Origin of the sequence: Cellulosimicrobium marinum, from assembly GCF_020551945.1 — a bacterium.
In the GTDB taxonomy this organism is placed as follows: domain Bacteria; phylum Actinomycetota; class Actinomycetes; order Actinomycetales; family Cellulomonadaceae; genus Cellulosimicrobium; species Cellulosimicrobium marinum.
The window spans coordinates 372,485-395,806 of sequence record NZ_JAJBZH010000003.1; the positions used below are offsets into that span (position 1 = coordinate 372,485).

A 23,322-nucleotide genomic window follows, 5' to 3' on the forward strand; every position below is an offset into this window, starting at 1 on the left:
CCGGGAGACGCCGAACGGCGACGCCCCCGTTCGGGGACGCCGCCGTTCGAGCGAGGAGCGAGGGCTCAGCCCAGGCGCGCCTTGAGGTTCTCGTCGAGGGCCGCGAGGAAGTCCTCGGTCGTCAGCCACTCCTGCTCCGGGCCGATGAGGAGCGCGAGGTCCTTCGTCATCTTGCCGGACTCGACCGTCTTCACGACGACGTCCTCGAGGGTCTGCGCGAACTCGGTGACCTCGGGCGTGCCGTCGAGCTTGCCGCGGTGCATGAGGCCGCGGGTCCAGGCGAAGATCGACGCGATGGGGTTGGTCGACGTCGGCTTGCCCTGCTGGTGCTGGCGGTAGTGGCGCGTGACGGTGCCGTGCGCGGCCTCGGCCTCGACGGTCTGGCCGTCGGGCGTCATGAGGACGGACGTCATGAGGCCGAGCGAGCCGAAGCCCTGCGCGACGGTGTCGGACTGGACGTCGCCGTCGTAGTTCTTGCAGGCCCAGACGTAGCCGCCCTCCCACTTCATGGCCGAGGCGACCATGTCGTCGATGAGGCGGTGCTCGTAGGTGAGGCCGGCGGCCTCGAACTGGTCCTTGAACTCGGCGTCGAAGACCTCCTGGAACAGGTCCTTGAACTGGCCGTCGTAGGCCTTGAGGATCGTGTTCTTCGTGGAGAGGTAGACGGGGTAGCTCCGCTGCAGGCCGTAGGCGAACGAGGCGCGCGCGAAGTCGCGGATCGACTCGTTGAAGTTGTACATGCCCATCGCGACGCCGCCCTCCTCGGGCATGGTCACGACCTCGAACGTCTGCGGCTCGGAGCCGTCGGCCGGCTCGAACGACATCGTGATCTTCCCGGGGCCGGGGACCTTGAAGTTCGTCGACTTGTACTGGTCGCCGTGGGCGTGGCGGCCGATGATGATCGGCTTGTTCCAGCCCGGCACGAGGCGCGGGATGTTGGAGATGATGATCGGCTCGCGGAAGACGACGCCGCCGAGGATGTTGCGGATGGTCCCGTTCGGGGAGACCCACATCTTCTTGAGGCCGAACTCCTCGACGCGCGCCTCGTCGGGCGTGATCGTCGCGCACTTGACGCCGACGTTGTACTGCTTGATCGCGTGGGCCGCGTCGACCGTGACCTGGTCGTCGGTGGCGTCGCGGTTCTGGATCGACAGGTCGTAGTACTTGAGGTCGACGTCGAGGTACGGGTGGATGAGGCGGTCCTTGATGAACTGCCAGATGATGCGCGTCATCTCGTCGCCGTCGAGCTCGACGACCGGGTTGACGACCTTGATCTTGCCCATGCGCAGATCGCTCCAACTGTCGTGGACTGGTGCCCTCGGCAGGTCGGACGGCGCCTGGCGGGCCGCCCGTGCGGGCTCCCGGCCGTCGCGCACGAGGGCGGTGTGCTGACCGTCGTCCAGAGTACTCGACTTCTCGACGTCAAGATACTTCGCCCCGAGGGTCCCCGCTCCGGTGGGGCACAGGTCGACCGGGCCCCCGGGTGGACAGGAGAGTCCACGGTATGAGATTCGGCGGTGTTTCTCAGGTCCGGTGCGGGCGATCTCCACCCGGCGCACGGACAACAGTGGCAGGATGCGCACAGATGCCGGGTTCGCCGGTGTCGTGCCGTCGTCCCGGCCCGCTCGCGCGGCGCGCGTGCCACCGGGACCCCACCGAAGCAGACAGGAACATCATGTCCCAGGACACACCCGCTGCCGCCGTCGAGGACGTCGCCGTCGCACGGACCGAGTCCGTCGACGTCGTCCAGCCCGGCCTGCTCTCGCGCTTGGGCGCCGAGGTCTTCGGCACGTTCTTCCTCGTCCTCGCCATCGTCGGCGTCGCGATGTGGGCGCGCTTCTTCAACCAGAACCTCGTACTGGCCGTCGCCCTCGCGGGCGGCATCGCGCTCCTGGCCGCGGTCGCCGCCGTCGGGCACGTCTCCGGCGGCCACTTCAACCCGGCGGTGACGCTGGGTGCCGCGATCGGCGGCCGCACCGCGTGGCGCGACGTCCTGCCGTACTGGGTCGCGCAGGTCGTCGGCGCCGTCCTCGCGGGTCTCGTCCTCCTCGCGACGATCCCGCGCACGAGCCTCGAGGTGCTGCAGCAAAACACGCTCATCGACGAGGCGACGACCGCGGCGCTGTTCCGCACGACGGCCAACGGGTTCGACGAGCACTCGCCGCTCGCCGCGACGTTCGCCGCTGCCGGTGTCGAGGTCACCGTCGGTCTAGCGGCGGCGCTGCTCGTCGAGGTCGTCGTGACCGCCGTCTTCGTCGGCGTGATCCTCGGCGTCACGGACAACCGCGCGCGCAGCACGATCGCCCCGATCGCGATCGGCCTCGCGCTCGCCTCGCTCCTGCTCGTCGCGGCGCCGTTCACGAACGCCTCCCTCAACCCGGCCCGCTCCACGGTGTCGGCCGTGTTCGGTGGCGACTGGGCGCTGAGCCAGCTGTGGCTCTTCTGGGTCGCGCCGCTGCTCGGCGCCGCCATCGCGGGCCTGTTCTACCGCGCGTTCGCGTTCGCCCCGGCGCAGGACGACCTGCTCGGCGAGGACCAGGTCGTCGTGACGGACGAGGAGGTCGAGGTGCCGGTCGCCGCCGCCGCGGCGGCACCCGCGACCGCGGTCGTCGAGACCGAGGTCGTGGAGGACACGGAGGAGGTCGCGCCGACGCCGGACGCGTCCGCTGAGCCTGTCACGGCGGAGCCCGCCGCCGACGGGTCCGTCGCCGGTGACGACAGCACCGACGAGCGGGGCGACGGCACGGGATCGGCGCCGCGCGCCTGACCTCGCCGCACCCGACGAGGCCCGCCCCGCCACCGGCGGGGCGGGCCTCGCGTCGTTCCGCGAGCCCGTTCGACGGGGCGGCTCAGCCCTCGGGGACGACGCCCGGCGCGGTCAGTGCGAGGAACGCGATGACGACGGCGGGGGCGAGGAAGAAGAACACGTCGAGGCCGCGCGAGCGCACGGTGATCCCCACGGGTCCGGGGCCGGGCAGGACCGCCCGGAACACGCCCGCGGTCGCGAGCACGGCGGCGAGGACGAGGCAGCCGACCCGGGCGTCGGCGAGCAGCGTGACGACGGTGGCGAGGACGACCCCGGCCACGACGAGCCACATGGCGGGCTGGTGGACCGGTGCGAGGCTCGCCCGCGGCGTCGGCGGGGCGGGGGGCGTGTCGGTGCCGTCCTCGCGGTCCGCGCCGGTCCCCGCGGGCTCGTCGTCGCGCACGTGGTGCCAGTGCGGGACGAGCTCGGGACGGGAGCCCGTGGCGGCGCTGCCGCGTGCGGTGACGTCGCTCACGCTCGTGCCTGTTCCACGTCCGGAAGCCTACCGTCGTGGCCTAGCGTGACCCTCATGCCGTCCCGCGCGCCGTCGTCCCCGCCCGTCCCGCCGTCGGGCTCCGTGGCGGTGGTGGGTGCCGGGCTCGCCGGCGCCCGGACCGTGGCGGCGCTGCGCTCGCTCGGGTTCGAGGGCACCGTCACGCTCCTCGGTGCCGAGGGCGTCGCGCCGTACGACCGGCCGCCGTTGTCGAAGGAGCTCCTCGACCGGCCCGGCCCGGCGTGGCTGTCCGACGAGCTGGGGATCGACGTGACGGCCCTCGTCGACGACCTGCGCCTCGACGACCCCGCCGTCGCGCTCGGGACAGGATCCGACGACGCGCGGCCGGCCGTGCGCACGCGCTCGGGCGGGCAGGTCGTCGCGGACGCCGTCGTGCTCGCCGTGGGGTCCGAGCCGCTGCGGCCGGCGGGGTGGGAGGCGGCGCGCGTCCTGCACACGGCGGACGACGCCGCGGCCCTGCGTGCGCTGGTCCGTCCCGGCGCCCGGCTGGTGGTCGTCGGGGCGGGCTGGATCGGCGCCGAGGTCGCGGGCGTCGCGGCGGGCGCCGGGGCGCTCGTCACCGTCGTCGAGGCCGGGCGGGCGCCGCTCGAGCGCCAGCTCGGGGGCGTCGTGGGGGCGCACCTGGCGCGCTGGTACGACGACGCGGGCGTGCGCCTGGTGACCGGCAGCGCCGTCGTCGACGTCCGGGCGGACGGCGTGCGGCTCGCCGACGGCACGGACCTGCCGGCCGACGTCGTGCTCGCCGCGGTGGGCGCACGGCCCGCGACCGGCTGGCTGGACGGTGCCGTGCCGCGCGACGCCCGCGGGACGGTCCCCGTGGACGCGTCGGGTGCGGTGCACGGCGTGCCGGGCGTGTGGGCGGTCGGTGACTGCGCGACGCGGGAGCACCCGCTGCTCGGCCATGTGCCGGGCGGGCACTGGTCGGCCGCGCTGCAGGACCCGGAGCCGACGGCGCGTGCGATCCTCGGTCTCGACGCCGCGCCGGGTGTCGCGCACGCGCCCTACGTGTTCTCCCGGCAGCTCGGGCACGACCTCGCGCTGCTGGGCGTGCCGGGCGACGGCGACGCGGTGCTGTTCCGCGGCGACCCGTCGGGCGGGGCGTCGCTGGGCTGGTCGGCGTTCTACCTCGACCCCGGGGACGCCGCGTCCGGCGTCGTCGGGGTCCGCGCGGTCCTGCTCGTCGACTCGCCGCGCGACGTCGGACCCGTGCGCAAGGCCATGAACCGGCCGCAGCCGTTCCGGCTCGACCTCGCGGTCGCGCTCGACCCCGCACGACACCTGCGCGACGCGATCGCCTGAGCGGCGGACCGCCCGGTCGCCGTGCTCACCGAGGGATGTCGCGGTGCCGGAAGCCGACGATCCCGAGGACGACGAGCGCGACGGCGAGGAGACCGGACAGGGTCACGGCCACCCCCGAGGCATCCTCGACCGGCAGCCGCCCGACCGCGTGCAGGGGCGAGAGGTCCAGCGCCCATCCGGGAAGTCGCAGCGTGGCACCGAGCAGCTCGACCAGCGCGACGTAGGCGAAGGCCCCCCAGACCGCCGCGGTGAACCGGGGCAGCGCCCCGAAGAGCGCAACGCCCAGCGACGGGACGACGAGCACCGCCGGCAGAGACGTGGCCGTCGCCGCGAGCGTGCCGGCCGCGTCCCCGTCGGCCGCGGCGGTCAGTGCGAGGCCCGCGCCGCCGGCGAGCGCCACGAGGACGGTGCCCGCGACCGCGACGCCCGCGTGCGTGGCGATCCAGCGGGCGCGGGGCACGGCTCGCGCGAGGACGGGCTCGAGACGACCGCGGGTCTCCTCGGCCCGGGCCCTGCCGATCACCTGGGCCCCCGCTCCCGTCGCCATGAGCAGTGTGAGGACGAGGCAGTACGACACGTACCAGGAGGCGGGGTCGCTCCCGCCGGTCGCGCCAGCGAGCAGCGTCTGGAGGTCCGGGTTCGCGGTCACGACGTCGTCGACGTCGCCGGTGAAGGCACCGAACACGGCCCCGACCAGCGCCGCTCCCGCCGCCCACGCGAGCAGCACGGGACCGTGCTGCTGCACCGCCAGACCGGTCGTGGACCGCAACAGCGCACCCGCGTGCACCGGGCCGGGACGGCTCGCGACGACCGCGCTGCCGAGGTCGCGCCGCCCGACCAGCACGAGACCGGCCGCGACCAGGCCCGCCGCGACCCCGAGCGCGAGCAGGAGGGGCCACACGCGCGCATCGTCGGCGAACGGGCGGGTCTCCTGCTGCCACGCGAGCGGCGAGAGCCACCGCCAGCCGTTGTCGCGGACGTCGCCGAGCGCACGGAGCACGTAGGCGGCACCCAGCACGACGACCCCCGTGCCGACCACGGCGGACGCCCGGCGCTGGAGCTGGCCGGCGAGGGTCGCGACCCCCGCGAAGACCAGGCCGAGTCCCGTGAGCGACGCCCCGTACAGGACGGCGTCGCCCACGTCCACGCCGTAGGAGACGAGGGTGACGGCCGCCCCGGCACCGACGAGCACGAGGGCGCCTGCGCCGAGGAGCAGCGCCGCGGTCCACGGTGCCCGTGCGGACACGGCACGGGACCGGACGAGCTCGAGCAGCCCCACCTCCTCGGCGCGCCGTGTCGACCGTGCGACGAGGGTCAGACCCATGAGCGGGACCGCGAGCGCGGCGACGAAGCCGAACTCGTTCGCGACCACGCCGCCGAGCGTGTCCGCCCCGTAGGGGGTGCCGTTGATCGCGGCCATCGTAGGGTCGGCGCCCACGGTCGCGCCGTACGTCGCGAGCTGCTCGGGCGTGCCGTAGGTCGCGTCGATCGCGGCGACGGTCGCGACGTACGTCGCCACGAGACCACCGGTCCAGGCCGCGAGCCCGACCCACCCGGTACGGAGCTGCAGGCGCAGGACGGCGCCGAGCCCGTGCCCGCTCACGCCCTGTGCCCGTCGTACTCGCTGAGGAACAGCTCGTCGAGGCTGGGCGGCCGCACGGTGAGGGATGCCAGGCCCCGCTCCACCAGGGGTCGGAGCACGGTGTCGAGCGCAGCGGGGTCGACGGTGAACCGCACGTCGTCGCCCTCGTCGCCCGGTCCCGCGGGGACGACCGTGAGGTCGGCGACGGCGGGCCCGGCGAGGTCCGGGGCGGAGCCGCGCGTCACGGCGTGCACGGTGGTGCGCGCCAGGCGGCGCAGCTCGGCGACGCTGCCGGCCCGGACCGTCCGGCCGTGCCGGATGATCGTCACCGTGCGGCAGAGAGCCTCGACCTCGCTGAGGATGTGGCTCGACAGGAGGACGGTCGCGCCGTCGGCGGCCCTCTCGGCGACGCACTCGCGGAAGACCTCCTCCATGAGGGGGTCGAGGCCGGACGTGGGCTCGTCGAGCACGAGCAGGTCGGCGCGCGCGGCGAACGCGGCGACGAGCGCCACCTTCTGCCGGTTCCCCTTGGAGTAGTCGCGCACGCGCTTCGTCGGGTCGAGGTCGAACCGTTCGAGGAGGTCGGCCCGGCGTCCCTCGTCCAGGGGTGGGCCGGAGGACCCGAGGACGTCGACGCACTGCCCGCCCGTCAACGACGGCCAGAGCGCGACGTCGCCGGGGACGTAGGTGAGACGCCGGTGGAGACGGACGGCGTCGCGCCACGGGTCCGCGCCGAACAGCCGCGCCGTCCCGCCCGAGGCCCGGACCATCCCGAGCAGGACCCGGATGGTGGTCGACTTCCCGGCCCCGTTCGGGCCGAGGAAGCCGCGCACCTCACCCGGTTCGAGGGTGAGGTCGAGGCCGTCCAGCGCGCGGAACCGTCCGAAGGTCTTCTCCAGACCGTCCACCTCGACGACGAGGTCGCCCATCGTGTCCTCCCCTGCCGGTCGGCCGGGAGCGACCGCGTCGTCCCGCTCCGGGCGCGGGCGGGGCCGCCCGCGCCCGCCCCGGTAGCGAGGCGGGCGCGGTCCGGCGCGCCGCGAAGGGCGGGCGAAGGGTTGTCAGTGCGCGAAGTGGCGGGTCCCCGTGAAGTACATCGTGGCGCCCGCGGCAGCGGCCGCCTCGATCACCTCCGCGTCGCGGATGGACCCGCCCGGCGCGACGACGGCGCGCACGCCCGCGTCGAGCAGGATCTGCAGGCCGTCGGCGAACGGGAAGAACGCGTCGGACGCCGCGACGGCGCCGCGGGCGCGCTCGGCACCGTCCGCGAGCGTGTTGGCCCGCTCGACCGCGAGGCGGCACGAGTCGACGCGGTTGACCTGACCCATCCCGACGCCGACCGCCGCGCCGTCGGCGGCGAGGAGGATCGCGTTCGACTTCGCCGCCCGCACCGCGCGCCACGCGAACGCGAGGTCGGCGAGCGTCGCCGCGTCGGCGGCGTCGCCGGTGACGAGGGTCCAGTGCTGCGGGTCGTCGCCACCGGTCACGGCACCCTCGGCGTCCGCGACGACGGCGTCGACGCGGTCGACGTCCTGCACGAGCAGGCCGCCGCTGATCGGGCGCGTCTCCACGGGGGCCGACGGGGCGCCGTCGACCACGAGCAGCCGGAGGTTCTTCTTCGCCCGGAGGACGTCGAGGGCGTCGTCGTCGAAGCCGGGCGCGACGACCACCTCGGTGAACACCGGGGCGATCTGCTCGGCCGCGGCGCGCGTGACGACCCGGTTGGCCGCGATGACGCCGCCGTAGGCGGAGACGGGGTCGGTCGCGTGCGCCTTGGCGTGCGCGTCGGCGACGTCCGACCCGACGGCGATGCCGCACGGGTTGGCGTGCTTGATGACGGCGACGGCGGGGTCGGTGTGGTCGTGCGCGGCCCGCCACGCGGCGTCGGCGTCGACGTAGTTGTTGTAGCTCATGGCCTTGCCGTGCAGCTGGGTGGCCTGCGCGAGCCCGGTGGCGCCGTCGGTCCGCGTGTAGAGCGCGGCACGCTGGTGCGGGTTCTCGCCGTAGCGCAGCACGTCGGCCCGCTCGTAGGCGGCGCCCGTGACGTCGGGCAGGCCGGAGGCGACGGCGTCCGCGTCGGGCGCGTACACGCTCGCGAACCACGACGACACCGCGACGTCGTACTGCGCCGTGTGCGCGAACGCGGCCGCGGCGAGGCGCTTGCGCTGGGCGAACGTGAAGCCGCCGCCCTGGACGGCCGCGACGACGTCGTCGTACCGGGCCGGGTCGACGACGACCGCGACGCTGGGGTGGTTCTTCGCCGCGGCGCGGACCATCGACGGGCCGCCGATGTCGATCTGCTCGACGACGTCGTCGGGGCCGGCGCCGGACGCGACCGTGGCGGCGAACGGGTAGAGGTTGACGACGACGAGCTCGAACGGCGCGATGTCGAGGTCGGCGAGCTGGGCGAGGTGGTCGGCCTTGCGCGAGTCCGCGAGGATGCCCGCGTGGACGCGTGGGTGCAGCGTCTTGACGCGGCCCTCGAGGCACTCCGGGAAGCCCGTGAGGTCCTCCACCTTCGTCACGGGGACGCCCGCGGCGGCAACCGTGGCGGCGGTCGAGCCGGTCGAGACGAGCTCGACCCCCGCGGCGTGCAGGGCGGTGGCGAGCTCGACGAGGCCGGTCTTGTCGTAGACGCTCAGCAGGGCGCGGCGGACCGGGCGCTGCGCGTCGTCGGCGAGCCGGACGTCGGGCGAGGTGGGGACGTGGGGTGCGGTCGCGCTCATGGTCGAGGGGCTCCTCTGGGTCGCGGTCGGTGCACCGTGCGGTCCGGGCAGGACTCGCGCGCGGTGCCGAGTGGCAGAACCCAGGCGCCCAGGCGGTCGACGCACCAGCAGGTTGTCCGGCCGCTCCCCGGTGGTCGTTCCCACCCTCGCCAGTCGCGGCCGCGGCCCAGTCTACCGGCCCGACGGCGCGTCGTCGGAGCGCTCTTCCGTCGTCTCGGCGGGCGCGACGTCCGCCCCGGCGAGCGCGTCCTGGGCCCAGGTGTCCGGTGTGCCCACGCGCCACAGGGAGCGCACGGTGCTGAGGACGGCGACGGTCGCCACGAGGAGCCCGGCGAGCACGGCGAGCGCGACGCCGACCCCGTAGCGGTCGAGCAGCCCGCTGCCGACGAGCGGGACGAGCGGGCCCGCGGCGAGGCCGGTGAGGCCCATGACGGACGAGAGCCGGCCCTGCATCTGCGGCGGCGTGATCGCGGCCGCGTAGCCCGAGAGCCCAGCGTTCACGGCGGGGACGAGCAGGACGGCGAACGGCAGCACGACGAGGTACCCGGTGTACGACCCGAGGACCGCCATGACGACGGCGCCGGCGGCGAGGACCCCGAGCGCGACGACGACGAGCGCGCCCGCCCGGAAGCGCGCGACGAGGCGCGGCGCGAGCACGGCCCCGACGAGGACGCCGCCGCCGACGGCGAGGTCGACGAGACCGATGAGGAACGGCGCCGTGCCGGTTCGGACGAGCTCGAGGTTGATGCCCACCATGAGGCCGCCGAACGCGACGTTGATGACGACGAAGAGCCCGAGGAGCGCCCGGAAGAGCGGCACGTTCCACACGAACCGCAGGCCCTCGCGCAGCGCCGCCGTCGGCCGGGTCGCGCGCGCCTCGGCCACGTCGCCGTTGAGCGGCTCGCGCACGAGCCACGTGCACACCGCCGTCGCGAGGTGCCCCACCGCCGCGGCCGCGAGCGGGACGGCGTGCGCGACCGCGTAGAGCACGCCGCCCACGGGCCCGGCGAGCAGGCCCGCGGCGGCGTCCCGGCCCTGGGCGGCGGCGAGCGCGGTGGGCAGCTGGGGCACGGGCACGACCGAGCGGAAGGCGCCGCTCGTCGCGGGGTCGACGAGCGCGCCGACGACGGAGGCCCCGAAGAGCACGGCGGCGAGGTGCCACGCGGTGAGCGAGCCGATCGCGGCCGTCACGGCGACGGTCGCCCAGAGGACGGTCCCGACCGCCGCGGTTGCGACGACGAGCCGGCGCCGGTCGACACGGTCCGCGACCACCCCGGCGGGCAGCGTCGCGAGGAGGGCGCCGACCTGTCCGACGGCGGCGACGACGCCCGCCTGCACGACCGAGCCCGTGAGGCCGTACGCGACGAGGGGCACGGCGAAGAGCGCGATGCCCGCGCCGAGGGACTCCGCTGTGAGACCTGACATGAGCAGCATGTACGAGCGGTTGCGCAGGAGGGACGACGGGCCGCGTGCAGGGGTGTCGGCGGGCTTCCCCGGCGGGGCGGAGGTCGGTGGCTCCGGCGCCGGCGGGCGGGTGTCGGGGGCGGCCTCGTGCTGCGTCGTCATGGGGGAACCGTAGATCCGCAACGCCAGTTGCGCAATAGTCATTGCGCAGTTGCCCGTGCGCACGCACGCGTGCGCTTCCGTTGCTAGCCTCGCGGTGTGCTCGAGACCCTCCGCGTCCAGGAGCCCGCGGCGCTGCGGGCGATCGCCCACCCGCTGCGCCAGCGGATTCTCATGGAGCTCGCCGTGCTCGGGCACGCGCGCGCCGCCGACCTCGCCCGCGCCACGGGCGAGCCCGCCAACGCCGTGAGCTTCCACCTGCGGGTGCTCGCGAAGGCCGGGCTCATCGTCGAGGCGCCTGAGCACGCGCGCGACCGCCGCGACCGCGTGTGGACCAACGTCGCGAAGAGCTACGCGGTCGAGCCGGGGACGCCGGCCGCCGTGCGCGACGTCGTGCGTCCTGCCCTCGCGTGGGCGGAAGAGACGTTCCGGCGCGCCAACGAGTCCGGCGTCGCGCGCGAGGACCGGATCCTCGCCATCAGCGCCCTCGTGCTCACGCCCGACCAGGCCACCGCCATGGCGCACGACATCGAGACCGTCCTCGAGCGGTGGTCGGACCGGTCGCTCGCCGAGGCGCGCGAGACGCCCGACGCGCCCCGCGCCACCTACCAGGTGCTCACGGTGCTCGCGCCGCGCGACCTGCCGCCCGACCCCGCGGCGCCGGAGGAGGAGACTGCGGTGCCGGAGGAAAAGGGCTAGCCGACGAGGGCGCGGCGGCCGTCCACGCGCAGCCCGTCGCGCGCGACCCGGCCGACCGTCTCGACGAGCAGCGCGCGCTCGGCGACCTTGATGCGCTCGTGCAGGCTCGCCTCGTCGTCGCCGACCTCCACCGGCACGGCGACCTGGGCGACGATCGGCCCCGTGTCGACGCCGTCGTCGACCACGTGGACCGTGGCGCCCGTGACCTTCACGCCGTAGGCGAGCGCGTCGCGCACGCCGTGCGCACCGGGGAACGACGGCAGGAGCGCGGGATGGGTGTTGATCGTGCGGCCGGCGAAGCGCCCGACGAACGCCGGCCCGAGGATGCGCATGAAGCCCGCGAGGACGACGAGGTCGGGGCGGAACACGTCCACCGCCTGCGCCACGGCCGCGTCCCACGCCGCGCGGTCCTCGAAGTCCGCAGGCGCGACGGCGACCGCCGGCACGCCCGCCTCGCGCGCCAGCCCGAGGCCGCCCGCCGCGGGCTTGTCCGAGACCACGCCGACGACGCGCGCCCCGTACGCCGCGTCGTCGTGCGCGGCGAGGAGCGCCGCGAGGTTGCTCCCCGCTCCGGAGACGAGCACGACGACGCGCTTCGCGGTCGTGGACTCCACGCGGTGGCCGGACGGTGTCTGCACGGTGCTCCCTGGGACGGCGGTGCGGAGGACGGAACGGGCGCGCGACCCCGACCGGGCGTGCCGACGGGTCCGCGCGCGACACGGCTCCGATGGGAGAATGTACCGCGAGCCCGCCCGAGACCGAGGAGACGACTTGGGGAACCCGTACGCCCCGCCCCGCCCGGACACGACCGGGCGACCGTCACCGCCCGACGCCGCACCACCGCACCACCAGGCACCGCCGCACCACCAGGCACCGCCGCCCGGACCCGGCGCACCGGGCGGACCCGGAGGGCCTCCCGCCCCGCCCGAGCCCGTCGAGCCCGAGGCCGCACGCCGCGCGACCCGGCGCGTGCTGCGCTTCGGCCTCGTCATGCTGCTCGTCATCGTGGCGAGCGCGCTCCCGTTCCCGTGGCAGCTCGCCGGGCTCGCGATCGCCCTCGTCGCGGTGGTCGTGGGCGTGCGGGCCCTCGTCGCGGTGTGGCGCGCGCGCGTCCGCGGCGCCCTGGTCCCCGCGCTCGCCGTCGGGGTGGGCCTCGCGGGGATGGTCGCGCTCCAGATGGTCGGCATGCTCGCGACCTGGGACGTCGAGATGGCGCACCAGCGCTGCCTGGACGGCGCGATCACCGTCGCCGCAGAGGAGCGGTGCGCCACCGCCCGGGTCCAGGCGATCGAGGACTGGGTGGGCGGGATCGCCCGGCCCTGAGCCGCGGCGTCGACCTCTTCCCGCGTCAGGCCCTCAGCCCGCGGCGTCGGGCTCCTCGTGGTCCGACCACCCGCGACGGCCGAGCCCCGCGCGGCACCACAGCAGGACGAGGACGGCCCCGCCGCCGACCTCCGCCGCCGCGAGCAGGGCGACGAGGAGCGCGTCGGGACCGACGCTCGCCAGACGCCCCGGCCCGACGGAACCGCTCGCGAGCCACGCCGCGGCACCGACGAGCAGCCCCGTCCCGACGACGAGGGCCAGGGCGGCGAGACCCACGTCGCGCCACCGCACGTCGTCGTCGGGGTGCGTCCCCGCGACGTCGCGCAGCCGCCGCCACACGAAGGCGCCCGCGACGCCGCCGAGCACGACGACGAGCGCGGGCACCCACGGGGTGAGCGCGTTGGTCCAGTCGCCGTCGGGAAGCGCACCGAGCAGCGGCACGGCAGGCAGTGCGGCCGACTGCGAGCCGCCCGGGGCGAACGTGCTCCCCTCCCCCACGGTGAACCCGGGGCCGACGAGCCATGCCGTCGCCCACACCACCAGGTCGGGCAGGACGGCGAGCTGCGCGACCGCGAGCACGACCCCGCCCACCGGCCCGGGAGCGAGCCCGGCGACGATGTCGCCCGACGTCGCGCGACCCGCGACGACCCACGCCCCGACCACCAGGGCGCCCGCCGCCACGAGGAGGCTCGTGGCGAGCACCGCGCCCCGCAGGCCGAGGCGCGCGACCGGGGGCAGCACGCGGTCCGTGCGGGCGGCGAGCGTCGCGAGCGGGGGTGCGTCCGGACGCGCGAGGATGCCGGCGCCGAGGCCGACGCCACCGACGACCGCCCCGCCGACGAGCGCGACGAGCGGCCCCCAGGCGGGTGTCACGCCGGAGAGCAGGGCGACGGAGGCGGCGGCGACCGCGTAGGTGACCGTCCCGGCGCCCCAGGCCGACCGCGTCGTGTGCGCGGACCGCCGTGCCGACGCGAAGCAGCAGAACAGCGCGAGCGCGGTCAGGCCCAACGGGACGAGGCTGACCGTCGCACCCCCCGCCGCGAGCGGCACGCCGTGCCCGAGGAGCCACAGCCCCGCAGCGACCGTGACGGACCGCCCCCACCCGGACGTGCCCGTCGGTGCGGCGGCGACGTACGCGACGAGCGCGGGGAGCACCACGACGGCCAGGGAGAGGGCGAGGGCCTGCAGCGCGGCGAGCACGCCGGACAGGGCGCGCCGGGGCGCCACGGGTGCCGGGGGCGGCGCTCCCTCCACCGTGCGGGGGCGCGAGGTGCGGGCGGTCGGGCGGGTCGTGCTCATGGTCCCCATCGTCGTCGATCGGGCCGGTCCTCCCGGTGACCGTGCCCGGCGCGCCAGCGTACCCGTCGGCACGCCGCGACCCGACGGCCCGCGTTCCGTACGATCGGGGCCATGTCGACGACGGCGTTCGTGCTCGGCGGTGGCGGGGTGCGCGGAGCGGTGCAGATCGGCATGCTGCGCGCCCTCCTCGACCGTGGGATCGTGCCGGACCTCGTCGTCGGGACGTCGATCGGGGCGATCAACGGGGCGGCGCTCGCCGCGGACCCGACCCCGGACGTCGTCCCGCGGCTCGAGGCGGCGTGGTCGTCACCGGCCGCCACCCAGGTGTACGGGGAGGCGTGGTACCGGCAGGTGCACCGCCTGGCCCGCACCCGGACGCACGTCGCGAGCCCGCAGCCGCTGCGGGCGCTGCTGCGCCAGGTGCTCGGCGACCGGCGCACGTTCGCCGACCTGGACGTCCCGCTCGTGGTCGCCGCCGCGTCGATCGAGCGGGCGGCGGAGCGCTGGTTCTCCGAGGGGCCGCTGGTCGAGGCCGTGCTCGCGTCCGCCTCGGTGCCGGGCGCGCTCCCGCCGACCGTGATCGAGGGAGAGCACTACGTCGACGGCGGGGTGGTGTCCTCCATCCCCCTCGGCGAAGCCGTGCGCCGGGGCGCGGACACGGTGTGGGTGCTGCAGGTCGGGCGGATCGAGGAGCCCCTGCGCCCGCCACGGACCGCCGTGGAGGTCGCGAAGGTCACGTTCGAGATCGCCCGGCGCCACCGGTTCGCGCGCGAGCTCGCCGACGTCCCGCCCGGTGTCACGGTGCACGTGCTGCCGAGCGGCGGACCGCTGCCCGGGGACGAGCGGCTCTCCTCGTCGCGCCGCCTCGACGCGACGAGGACCCGCGCCGCGTCGGCGCACGCCGCCGCCGCGGCGTACCTCGACGGGCTCGACGACGCCGGGCTCCCCGGACCCGCCGGAGGCGCCCCGTGATCCTCGCTCCCCCGCCCCGCTGGGTCCGCCGCCTCGTCGTGGCACCCGCCGTCGTGCTGCTCGCCGTCCTGCTGCTGCCGACGAGCCTCATGCTCGTCGTCCTCGTGGGCGCCGTCGTCAGCTGGGCGCTGCCCGGCCGGCTGCGCACGACGCGCGCCCTGTGGATCGCGTGCTTTTACGTCGTGTGGGACGCCGTGGCGGTCGTGGCGCTGTTCGCCCTGTGGGTGGCGTCGGGGTTCGGCGCGGCGCTCGACCGGCCCGCGTTCCGTCGCGCGCACGTCCGCCTGGCCGGCGCGATGCTGGCCCTGCTGTTCTGGCAGGTGCGCTGGACGCTGCGCCTGCGCATCGAGGTGGACACGTCCGACGCGCAGGGCCTGGCCGACGAGCCGGTCCTCGTCGTGAGCCGGCACGCCGGCCCCGGGGACTCGTTCATCCTCATGGACCAGATCGTCAACCGAACGGGTCGCGAGCCCCGGGTCGTGCTCAAGGACACGCTCCTGTGGGACCCCGCGATCGACCTCCTGCTGCACCGCCTGCCCGCGTACTTCGTGGTGCCGCGGTCCCGGCGGGGGCGAGGGGCGCCGTCGGGCAGCGACGCGGTGGCGCACCTCGCGACGGGGATGCGACCGGACTCGGCGCTGCTGCTCTTCCCCGAGGGCGGGAACGTCACGCCGCGCCGCTGGCAGGCCCGCGTCGAGGCGCTGCGCGCGGCGGGTGACCTCGACCTCGCGGACCGTGCCGCGGCGATGCCGCACGTCCTGGCGCCGCACGTCGGTGGGTTCCTCGCGGCGCTCGACGCCTCCCCCGCCACGGGTGTCGCGGTCGTCGCGCACACCGGCCTGGAACGGCTCGTCACCCCGCGGGACATCTGGCGCGAGTTGCCGATGGACAAGCGCATCACGATGAAGGTCTGGTCGACCCCGCGCGCGGACCTGCCCGCAGGCGACGAGGCGCGCGCCGCCTGGCTCTACGCCCAGTGGGCGCGGCTCGACGCCTGGCTGGCCGACGCGGGAGCGCCGTCCTCCGCCTCCCCCACGGACAGCCGCACGGAGTGACGACGACGCCCCGCGTCCGGCGTGCGGAGCGGGGCGTCGTGCGGGCGGCGGGGCCGCCGGTCGGGCTCTCGGGTCAGGAGAGGATCTCGCGCATGAGCGCGGCGGTCTCGGACGGCGTCTTGCCGACCTTCACGCCGGCGGCCTCGAGGGCCTCCTTCTTCGCCTGCGCGGTGCCGGACGAGCCGGACACGATCGCGCCCGCGTGACCCATCGTCTTGCCCTCGGGGGCGGTGAAGCCCGCGACGTAGCCGACGACCGGCTTCGTGACGTTCTCCTGGATGAACGCCGCGGCACGCTCCTCGGCGTCGCCGCCGATCTCGCCGATCATGACGATCGCCTCGGTCTCCGGGTCCGCCTCGAACGCCGCGAGGGCGTCGATGTGCGTGGTGCCGATGATCGGGTCGCCGCCGATGCCGATGGCGGTGGAGAAGCCGAAGTCCCGCAGCTCGTACATCATCTGGTAGGTCAGCGTGCCGGACTTCGACACGAGGCCGATCTTGCCCGGGCCGGAGATGTTCGCCGGGATGATGCCGACGTTCGACTTCCCGGGGCTGATGATGCCGGGGCAGTTCGGGCCGATGAGGCGCACGCCGGCCTGCTGCGCGAGCGTGAAGAACTCCGCGGAGTCCGCGACCGGCACGCCCTCGGTGATGATGACGGTCAGGGGCATGCGGGCATCGATCGACTCGACGACGGCCGCCTTGGTGAAGGCCGGCGGGACGAAGATGACCGAGACGTCCGCGCCGGTCTCCTTCATCGCCTCCGCGACGGAGCCGAAGACGGGGACGGTGACGTCACCGGGGAACTCGACGCTCTGGCCGGCCTTGCGCGGGTTGACGCCGCCGACGACGTTCGTGCCCGAGGCGAGCATGCGCGTCGTGTGCTTCATGCCCTCCGAGCCGGTCATGCCCTGGACGATGACCTTGGAGTCCTCGTTGATGAAGATTGCCATGTCTGTGTCTGTTCTCTCTCGGGTCGTCTGGGCTCAGGCGGCGGTGGAGGCAGCGGCGAGCTCGGCTGCCCGGTCGGCGCCACCGTCCATCGTCTCGGCGAGCGTCACGAGCGGGTGGTTCGCCTCGGCGAGGATGCGGCGCCCCTCCTCGACGTTGTTGCCGTCGAGACGGACGACGAGCGGCTTGTTGGCCTCGTCGCCCAGGATGCCGAGCGCCTGCACGATGCCGTCCGCGACCGCGTCGCACGCGGTGATGCCGCCGAAGACGTTGACGAACACGCTCTTGACCTGCGGGTCGTTGAGGATGACGTCCAGGCCCGCCGCCATGACGGCCGCGGACGCGCCGCCGCCGATGTCGAGGAAGTTGGCGGGCTTGACGCCGCCGTGCGCCTCGCCGGCGTACGCGACGACGTCGAGCGTGCTCATGACGAGGCCCGCGCCGTTGCCGATGATGCCGACCTCGCCGTCGAGCTTGACGTAGTTGAGGTCGTTCGCCTTGGCCTTCGCCTCGAGCGGGTCGGCCGCGGCCTTGTCCTCGAGCTCGGCGTGCTCCGCGTGGCGGAAGCCGGCGTTCTCGTCGAGCGACACCTTGCCGTCGAGCGCGACGACCTGGCCGTCCTCCGTCTTGACGAGCGGGTTGACCTCGACGAGCGTCGCGTCCTCCGCCTGGTAGACGGTCCAGAGCTTCTGGATGGTCTCGGCGACCGCGTCCTTGACGTCGGCGGCGAAGCCGGCGGCCTCGACGATCTCGGCGGCCTTGGCCGCGTCGATGCCGACGGTCGGGTCGACGGCGACCTTGGCGAGCGCCTCGGGGCGCTCGACCGCGAGCTGCTCGATCTCCATGCCGCCCTCGACGCTCGCCATGGCGAGGTAGGAGCGGTTGGCCCGGTCGAGCAGCACGGAGAAGTAGTACTCCTCGGCGATGCGCGCGCCCGCGGCGATCATCACGCGGTGGACCGTGTGGCCCTTGATGTCCATGCCGAGGATCTCGGACGCCTTCTCGGCGGCCTCCTCGGGCGAGTGGGCGAGCTTGACGCCGCCCGCCTTGCCACGGCCGCCGGTCTTCACCTGGGCCTTGACGACGACGGTCCCGCCGCCGAGCTGCTCCGCGCCCGCGCGGGCCTCCTCGGGCGTCGTCGCGACCACCCCGCCCAGCACGGGGACGCCGTGCTTCTCGAAGATGTCACGCGCCTGGTATTCGAACAGGTCCACCCTGCTGCGTCCTTCCGTCTGATGCGCCGTGTGCGGCATGACCGATGTCTCGACATCAAGACATCCCCGTACAGGGTAGCCCGCGTGGGCGACGGCTCCTATCCGCGGCGGTGAACGGTGCGCGACGAGGGGTGTTCCGTTCGTCACCCGGTCAACCCCGGTTGACACTACGGAGGTGTCAACCTAGATTGACGAGCATGGATCCCGTGGACGTGGACGCCGCGAGCAGCACCGACCCGGACGTCGGGCTGCGCGCCGTGCGGTCGCTGCGCGTGCTCGCCGAGCACCTCGAGACCCTGCAGGTCGAGAACGCCCGCGCGCAGGGCTGGTCCTGGCAGGAGATCGCGGACCGGCTCGGCGTCACGCGCCAGGCGGTCCACAAGAGGTACGGGTCGTCCCGCAACCGGAGGTCATGATGTTCGAACGTTTCGCGGTCGACGCCCGACAGGCCGTCGTCGACGCGCAGGAGATCGCCCGGGACCGCGGCGCCGCGACGATCGAGGCGGTGCACGTCCTGCTCGGCGTGGCCCGGCAGGACGGGCCGGCGGCCCGCGCGCTCGCGTCCGTCGGGGTGGGCGCGGACGACCTCGACCGCCACGCGGCGGCCGTCCGGTCCGCGGACCTGCTCGACGGAGAGGCGCTCGCCTCGCTCGGCATCGACCTGGACGCGGTCCGCGCCCGGACCGACGCCGCCTTCGGCGCCGGCGCGCTCGAGCGGGCCGGGCGACGCCGCCGCCGCGGGCACGTCGCGTTCACGAAGGAGGCGGCGAAGGCCCTGGAACGGTCGCTGCGCGAGGCCGTCGCCCTGCACGCCACGACGATCGACTCGGGTCACGTGCTCCTCGCGCTCCTCCAGGACGAGGGGACGACGGCGCACCGCACCCTCGCCGCGGCGCTCGCCGCGGCCGGTTCCACCCCGGACGCGCTGCGGTCGGTGCTCCTCGACCCCGGCTCCGCGGGCGCGGCGGGCCGTCGCGCCGCGTCCTGACCTCGGGAGGCCGAGACCGGGCAGGGGTGGTTCACTCGCCCCATGCCCGACGGTGCCGCACCCCCGCAGACCGCCCCGGCCGACGTCGGACGGCTCGTGCTGCTCGCCGCGCTGGTGGGCGGGGCCGCCGCCGTCGGTGCGACGGCGTTCACGTCGCTCGTCCACGCAGCCGAGCACCTGCTGTGGCACACGCTGCCCGACGCCGTCGGGTTCGACGCTCCCCCGTGGTGGTGGGTCGTGGGCCTGCTCGTCCTCGGCGCGCTCGGGGTGGCGGCCGCGAGCCGGCTGCCGGGCCACGGCGGGCACCACCCGCTCGACGGGCTCGCGTTCGACATCACGCCGCGCGAGCTCGGCTCGACGCTGCTCGCCGCGTTCAGCTCGCTCGCGTTCGGGGCCGTGATCGGGCCCGAGGCGCCGCTGCTCGCGATCGGGACGAGCATCGGCTTCGCCGTGCAGCGCCGCGTCGGGACGGAGGTGTCCCGCGTCCTCGTGCTCTCGGGCGCGGGGGCCGCGCTCGGCGTCGTCATGGGCAACCCGGTCGTGACGGCGCTGCTCGTCCTCGAGGCCGCGCTGTTCGCCCCGCCCGGCACCGCGGTACACCGCCCCCTCCTGCGGACCGTCCCGCTGCTCGTCGCGCTCGGCACCGGGTACCTCGTGCGCGTGGGCGTCGGGGACTGGCCCGGCGTGCACGTGTCGGAGCTCTCGACCGGGCCGCTCGGTACCTACACCACCGTCCGGGTCGTCGATCTCCTCGCCGGCCTGGCCACGGCCGCGCTCACGACGGTCGTCGTGGTCGCCGCGCTGCGCGGCGCGGAGGCCCTGCGGGGGCTCTCGCGCCGCCACCACCTCGTGGTGCTCGTCGCCGGTGGCGCCGTGGTGGCCGCGGTCGCGCTGGCGGGTCGCGCGGTGACGGGGCTCGACGTGGACGTGCTCCTGTTCTCGGGGCAGCAGTCGATGCCCGCCGTCACGGGCGTGACGGCGGCGGGAACCCTCGTGGTCGTCGCGCTGCTCAAGGCCCTCGCGTACGCCGTGAGCCTCGGCAGCGGCTTCCGGGGCGGCGCGATCTTCCCCGCCGTGTTCCTCGGCACGGCCGTCGGGACGCTCACCTCCGTCGTCGTCCCCGACACCGCGCTGGCGGCTCAGGTCGCGTGCGGGATCGCGGCGGGCACGGCGCTGGCGCTCGGCATGCCCGTCACCGCGCTCGTCCTGGCGGTCCTGCTCACGGCGTCCGCCGGGCCGGCGGTCACCGTCCCCGCCATCGTCGGCGCCGTCGCCGGCGCCCTCGTCAAGGCCTTCCACGACCACCGACGCCGCGGCGTCGACCCCGACGTCGCGGACCCGGGCCCGGCGGACGCGTCCGCCGACCCGGCCCCGGGCCGCTGATCAGAGCTTCGTGACGGGCGAGTACCGCAGCAGCAGCCGCTTGGTCCCGTCGGCCCCGAAGTCGATCTTCGCCACCGCGTTCGGCCCCGCGCCCTCCAGCGCGACGACCGTCCCCAACCCGTACGCGTCGTGCGTCACCTTGTCGCCCACCGCCAGGTTCGGGATGTCGGCGTCCTGCCGCGGCGTCGCCGACCCGAACGTCGCCCCGGAGCCGCCAGACGACCCGGGCCGGAAGCCGGACGACCCTGCCGTGCGTCCTGGCGACCCGGACGACGAGCGGGCAGGGGCCGACGACGCCGGGTCGTGGCGGGTCTGGCGGGAGCGGTCCGAGGAACGAGGACCGCGGATGGCAGACCCGGCGGCGTCGGCCCCGGACCGCGCACCCGACCCGGACCACGAACCCGACCCCGACCCCAACCCCGACCCCGACCCCGACCCCGACCGTCCACCCGACCACCCGGAACCCCGCCCCCAGACCGACCCGCCGGCACGCAGCGTCTGCATCGACGACTCGCGCCGCCGCCAGTCCCACAGCTCCTCGGGGATCTCGTCGAGGAACCGGCTGGGCGGAAACTCGTTCGCCATCCCCCACGCGGACCGCACGGCGGAGCGGGACACGTAGAGGCGTTCGCGGGCCCGGGTGATGCCGACGTAGGCGAGGCGGCGTTCCTCGGAGAGCTCGGCGTCGTCGTGCAGGGACCGCATGTGCGGGAAGGTGCCGTCCTCCATGCCGGTGAGGAACACGACGGGGAACTCGAGGCCCTTGGCGGTGTGCAGGGTCATGAGCGTGACGACGCCGGGGTCGACCTTCTCCACCGCACCGTCGCCCTGGCCGTCCTCGTCGGCATCGGTGTCGGTGGTGTCGGTGTCGTCCGCCGGGATCTGGTCGGCGTCGGCGACGAGGGAGACGCGTTCGAGGAAGTCGGACAGCGTGCCCTCGGGCTCGAGCTCGGTGAACTCGGCGGCGACGGCATGGAGCTCGGCGAGGTTCTCGACGCGGGTGGCGTCCTGAGGGTCGTCGCTCGCGCGCAGCTCGGCGAGGTAGCCGGTGCGGTCGAGGACGGCGCCGAGGACGTCGGCGGGCGTGGCGCCCGAGGCGGCGAGCTCGCGCAGCCCGGTCATGAGCTCGACGAACGCGCGCAGCGGGTTGAGCGTCCGGTTGGTGAGGCCGGGGATCTCGTCGATGCGGTCGAGGGCGGCGCCGAACGAGATGCGCTCGCGGTCGGCGAGCGCCGCGACGGCGCCCTCGGCCCGGTCGCCGAGCCCGCGCTTGGGGGTGTTGAGCACGCGGCGCAGGTTGACGTCGTCGTCGAGGTTGTCGATGGCGCGCAGGTAGGCGACGGCGTCCTTGACCTCGCGGCGCTCGTAGAAGCGTGTGCCGCCGACGACCTTGTAGGGCAGGCCGACGCGGATGAGCACCTCTTCCAGGGCGCGGGACTGGGCGTTGGTGCGGTAGAAGACGGCGACGTCGCCGGGCCGCACGCCGTCGGTGTCGCCGAGGCGGTCGATCTCCTGCGCGACGAACCGCGCTTCCTCGTGCTCGTTGTCGGCGACGTATCCGATCACCTTGGCGCCCGCGCCGGAGTCGGTCCACAGGCGCTTGGGCTTGCGGTCGGGGTTGCGCGCGATGACGGCGTTGGCGGCGGAGAGGATGTTCTGGGTGGAGCGGTAGTTCTGCTCCAGCAGGATGGTGCGCGCGTCCGGGTAGTCGGCCTCGAACTCGAGGATGTTGCGGATGGTCGCGCCGCGGAACGCGTAGATCGACTGGTCGGCGTCGCCGACGACGGTGAGCTCGGCGGGGTCGAGGGCGACGGCCTGCGCCTCGCCGGTGCCGCTCGTGGCGGGGTCGGTCGCGGCGGAGCCGGCACCGACGCCGGCGAGCTCGCGCACGAGGACGTACTGGGCGTGGTTGGTGTCCTGGTACTCGTCGACGAGGACGTGCCGGAAGCGTCGCCGGTAGTGCTCGGCGACGGCGGGGAACGCCTGGAGCAGGTTGACGGTCGTCATGATGATGTCGTCGAAGTCGAGGGCGCTCGCCGCCTGGAGGCGTGCCTGGTAGCGGGTGTAGACGTCGGCGAGGACCTGGTCGAACTCGGGCACGACGGCGCCGCGCGCCCCGGGGTGGTCGGCGAGCCCGTCCTCGGTGGCGTGGGCGCCCGACTCGCGCGCGTACGTCTCGGGGTCGACGAGCTCGTTCTTGAGGTCGGAGATCTTGTGGGCGAGGGAGCGCGCCGGGTACTTCTTCGGGTCGAGGTCGAGCTCGCGCGTGACGAGGGTGATGAGCCGTTGGGAGTCCGCGGCGTCGTAGATGGAGAAGCTGGACCGCAGCCCGAGCGTCGTCGCCTCGCGCCGCAGGATGCGGGTGCACGCGGAGTGGAACGTGGAGACCCACATGTTCTGCCCGGCGGGCCCGACGAGCTGGACCACCCGCTCGCGCATCTCGGCCGCGGCCTTGTTCGTGAAGGTGATGGCGAGGATCTGGCCCGCGCGGGCACGCCCGGTCGCGAGGAGGTGCGCGATGCGGTGGGTGAGCACGCGCGTCTTGCCCGACCCGGCGCCCGCGACGATGAGCAGCGGTCCGCCCGCGTGCACGACGGCCTCCCGCTGCTGCGGGTTGAGCCCGTCGAGCAGGCCGTCGGGGTCGATGTGCGCGAAGCGTCCGCGACGTTCGCCCGACGCCGCCCGCTCCCCCGCGGCGTCCGGCCCACCCGCGCCCCCGGGCCCCGTGGGCGACCCCGCGGAGGGCGACCCCGCGGCGTCGGGCACGGCGGCGTCGTCGGTCCAGCGCGGGGCGGTGCGCGGGAGGCGGGACTCGCCGCCGTGGTCGACGCGCGGGCCGTCGAACAGCGTGTCGAGGCCGGGCAGCGGGAGGTTCTCGAAGAGCGAAGCCATAGCCCTCCCAGCCTAGGCGCCCCGACCCACACCCCGGCACCGATGAGTTCGCGCGGC

20 protein-coding genes and 1 riboswitch are annotated in these 23,322 nt (G+C 75.1%); of the genes, 9 read left to right on the forward strand and 11 right to left on the reverse strand.

Annotated elements, in window-relative coordinates:
• Positions 1-65 precede the first annotated feature (65 nt).
• Positions 66-1,283 carry an NADP-dependent isocitrate dehydrogenase gene (locus LGQ04_RS08835; protein ID WP_229243325.1) on the reverse strand — a complete coding sequence of 406 codons (1,218 nt, stop codon included), beginning with the start codon at positions 1,281-1,283 and terminating at the stop codon, positions 66-68.
• A 392-nt stretch (positions 1,284-1,675) separates the two neighbouring features.
• On the opposite strand from LGQ04_RS08835, the gene LGQ04_RS08840 reads away from it, so the two are divergent.
• On the forward strand, positions 1,676-2,767 hold the full coding sequence (locus LGQ04_RS08840) for an aquaporin (RefSeq protein WP_229243326.1): 1,092 nt from the start codon (positions 1,676-1,678) through the stop codon (positions 2,765-2,767).
• 82 nt (positions 2,768-2,849) lie between these two features.
• On the opposite strand, the gene LGQ04_RS17705 is transcribed toward LGQ04_RS08840, so the two are convergent.
• On the reverse strand, positions 2,850-3,281 hold the full coding sequence (locus tag LGQ04_RS17705; RefSeq protein WP_229243327.1) for a DUF3017 domain-containing protein: 432 nt from the start codon (positions 3,279-3,281) through the stop codon (positions 2,850-2,852).
• Between the two features lie 54 nt (positions 3,282-3,335).
• Between LGQ04_RS17705 and LGQ04_RS08850 the strand changes: the two genes are divergently transcribed.
• The gene (locus tag LGQ04_RS08850) at positions 3,336-4,619 is read left to right on the forward strand and encodes an NAD(P)/FAD-dependent oxidoreductase (RefSeq protein ID WP_229243328.1); all 1,284 of its coding nucleotides are present in this window, start codon (positions 3,336-3,338) and stop codon (positions 4,617-4,619) included.
• A 25-nt stretch (positions 4,620-4,644) separates the two neighbouring features.
• Here LGQ04_RS08850 and LGQ04_RS08855 read toward each other — a convergent pair whose 3' ends face one another.
• From LGQ04_RS08855 to LGQ04_RS08870, 4 genes are all read right to left on the reverse strand, one after another.
• The gene (locus LGQ04_RS08855) at positions 4,645-6,222 is read right to left on the reverse strand and encodes an ABC transporter permease (protein WP_229243329.1); all 1,578 of its coding nucleotides are present in this window, start codon (positions 6,220-6,222) and stop codon (positions 4,645-4,647) included.
• Positions 6,219-7,130 (reverse strand): ABC transporter ATP-binding protein, encoded by a 912-nt coding sequence (locus LGQ04_RS08860; protein ID WP_229243330.1) that lies wholly within the window; start codon positions 7,128-7,130, stop codon positions 6,219-6,221. The genes LGQ04_RS08855 and LGQ04_RS08860 overlap by 4 nt, the downstream gene beginning before the upstream one ends.
• A gap of 132 nt (positions 7,131-7,262) precedes the next feature.
• Positions 7,263-8,927 carry a bifunctional phosphoribosylaminoimidazolecarboxamide formyltransferase/IMP cyclohydrolase gene (gene purH, locus LGQ04_RS08865; RefSeq protein WP_229243331.1) on the reverse strand — a complete coding sequence of 555 codons (1,665 nt, stop codon included), beginning with the start codon at positions 8,925-8,927 and terminating at the stop codon, positions 7,263-7,265.
• 79 nt (positions 8,928-9,006) lie between these two features.
• Positions 9,007-9,094, reverse strand: a riboswitch (ZMP/ZTP riboswitch).
• 4 nt (positions 9,095-9,098) lie between these two features.
• Positions 9,099-10,493, reverse strand: a complete 1,395-nt coding sequence (locus LGQ04_RS08870; protein ID WP_229243332.1) for an MFS transporter — start codon at positions 10,491-10,493, stop codon at positions 9,099-9,101.
• Positions 10,494-10,589: 96 nt separating this feature from the next.
• On the opposite strand from LGQ04_RS08870, the gene LGQ04_RS08875 reads away from it, so the two are divergent.
• On the forward strand, positions 10,590-11,189 hold the full coding sequence (locus tag LGQ04_RS08875; protein ID WP_229243333.1) for an ArsR/SmtB family transcription factor: 600 nt from the start codon (positions 10,590-10,592) through the stop codon (positions 11,187-11,189).
• Here the strand turns inward: LGQ04_RS08875 and purN are convergent.
• Positions 11,186-11,827 (reverse strand): phosphoribosylglycinamide formyltransferase, encoded by a 642-nt coding sequence (gene purN, locus LGQ04_RS08880; RefSeq protein ID WP_229243334.1) that lies wholly within the window; start codon positions 11,825-11,827, stop codon positions 11,186-11,188. The two genes, LGQ04_RS08875 and purN, sit on opposite strands and share 4 nt — an antisense overlap.
• Before the next feature lie 133 nt (positions 11,828-11,960).
• Between purN and LGQ04_RS08885 the strand changes: the two genes are divergently transcribed.
• Entirely contained in the window at positions 11,961-12,512 is a 552-nt protein-coding gene (locus LGQ04_RS08885; protein WP_229243335.1) for a hypothetical protein, read from the forward strand.
• A gap of 33 nt (positions 12,513-12,545) precedes the next feature.
• Here LGQ04_RS08885 and LGQ04_RS08890 read toward each other — a convergent pair whose 3' ends face one another.
• Positions 12,546-13,811 carry a cell division protein PerM gene (locus LGQ04_RS08890; protein WP_229243336.1) on the reverse strand — a complete coding sequence of 422 codons (1,266 nt, stop codon included), beginning with the start codon at positions 13,809-13,811 and terminating at the stop codon, positions 12,546-12,548.
• A gap of 111 nt (positions 13,812-13,922) precedes the next feature.
• On the opposite strand from LGQ04_RS08890, the gene LGQ04_RS08895 reads away from it, so the two are divergent.
• Positions 13,923-14,783 (forward strand): patatin-like phospholipase family protein, encoded by an 861-nt coding sequence (locus tag LGQ04_RS08895; RefSeq protein ID WP_229243337.1) that lies wholly within the window; start codon positions 13,923-13,925, stop codon positions 14,781-14,783.
• Positions 14,780-15,838, forward strand: a complete 1,059-nt coding sequence (locus LGQ04_RS08900; RefSeq protein WP_229243338.1) for a 1-acyl-sn-glycerol-3-phosphate acyltransferase — start codon at positions 14,780-14,782, stop codon at positions 15,836-15,838. Before LGQ04_RS08895 ends, LGQ04_RS08900 begins: the two co-directional genes overlap by 4 nt.
• 73 nt (positions 15,839-15,911) lie before the next feature.
• On the opposite strand, the gene sucD is transcribed toward LGQ04_RS08900, so the two are convergent.
• Together sucD and sucC are read right to left on the reverse strand one after the other, a co-directional pair.
• A complete protein-coding gene (gene sucD / locus LGQ04_RS08905) occupies positions 15,912-16,790 on the reverse strand; it encodes a succinate--CoA ligase subunit alpha (protein ID WP_229243339.1) in 879 nt (292 codons plus the stop codon).
• A 33-nt stretch (positions 16,791-16,823) separates the two neighbouring features.
• Positions 16,824-18,002: an ADP-forming succinate--CoA ligase subunit beta gene (sucC, locus tag LGQ04_RS08910; protein WP_229243340.1), complete on the reverse strand. Its 1,179-nt coding sequence runs from the start codon at positions 18,000-18,002 to the stop codon at positions 16,824-16,826.
• Positions 18,003-18,199: 197 nt separating this feature from the next.
• Between sucC and LGQ04_RS08915 the strand changes: the two genes are divergently transcribed.
• Genes LGQ04_RS08915 through LGQ04_RS08925 form a run of 3 tightly spaced genes read left to right on the forward strand, consistent with a single transcriptional unit; the run spans position 18,200 to position 20,373 of the window.
• Complete coding sequence (locus tag LGQ04_RS08915; RefSeq protein ID WP_229243341.1) at positions 18,200-18,418, forward strand: helix-turn-helix domain-containing protein; 219 nt, start codon at positions 18,200-18,202, stop codon at positions 18,416-18,418.
• The gene (locus LGQ04_RS08920) at positions 18,418-18,990 is read left to right on the forward strand and encodes a Clp protease N-terminal domain-containing protein (protein WP_229243342.1); all 573 of its coding nucleotides are present in this window, start codon (positions 18,418-18,420) and stop codon (positions 18,988-18,990) included. The genes LGQ04_RS08915 and LGQ04_RS08920 overlap by 1 nt, the downstream gene beginning before the upstream one ends.
• A gap of 42 nt (positions 18,991-19,032) precedes the next feature.
• On the forward strand, positions 19,033-20,373 hold the full coding sequence (locus LGQ04_RS08925) for a chloride channel protein (RefSeq protein WP_229243343.1): 1,341 nt from the start codon (positions 19,033-19,035) through the stop codon (positions 20,371-20,373).
• Here the strand turns inward: LGQ04_RS08925 and LGQ04_RS08930 are convergent, their stop codons facing one another.
• A complete protein-coding gene (locus LGQ04_RS08930; RefSeq protein WP_229243344.1) occupies positions 20,374-23,265 on the reverse strand; it encodes a UvrD-helicase domain-containing protein in 2,892 nt (963 codons plus the stop codon).
• Positions 23,266-23,322: the final 57 nt, after the last annotated feature.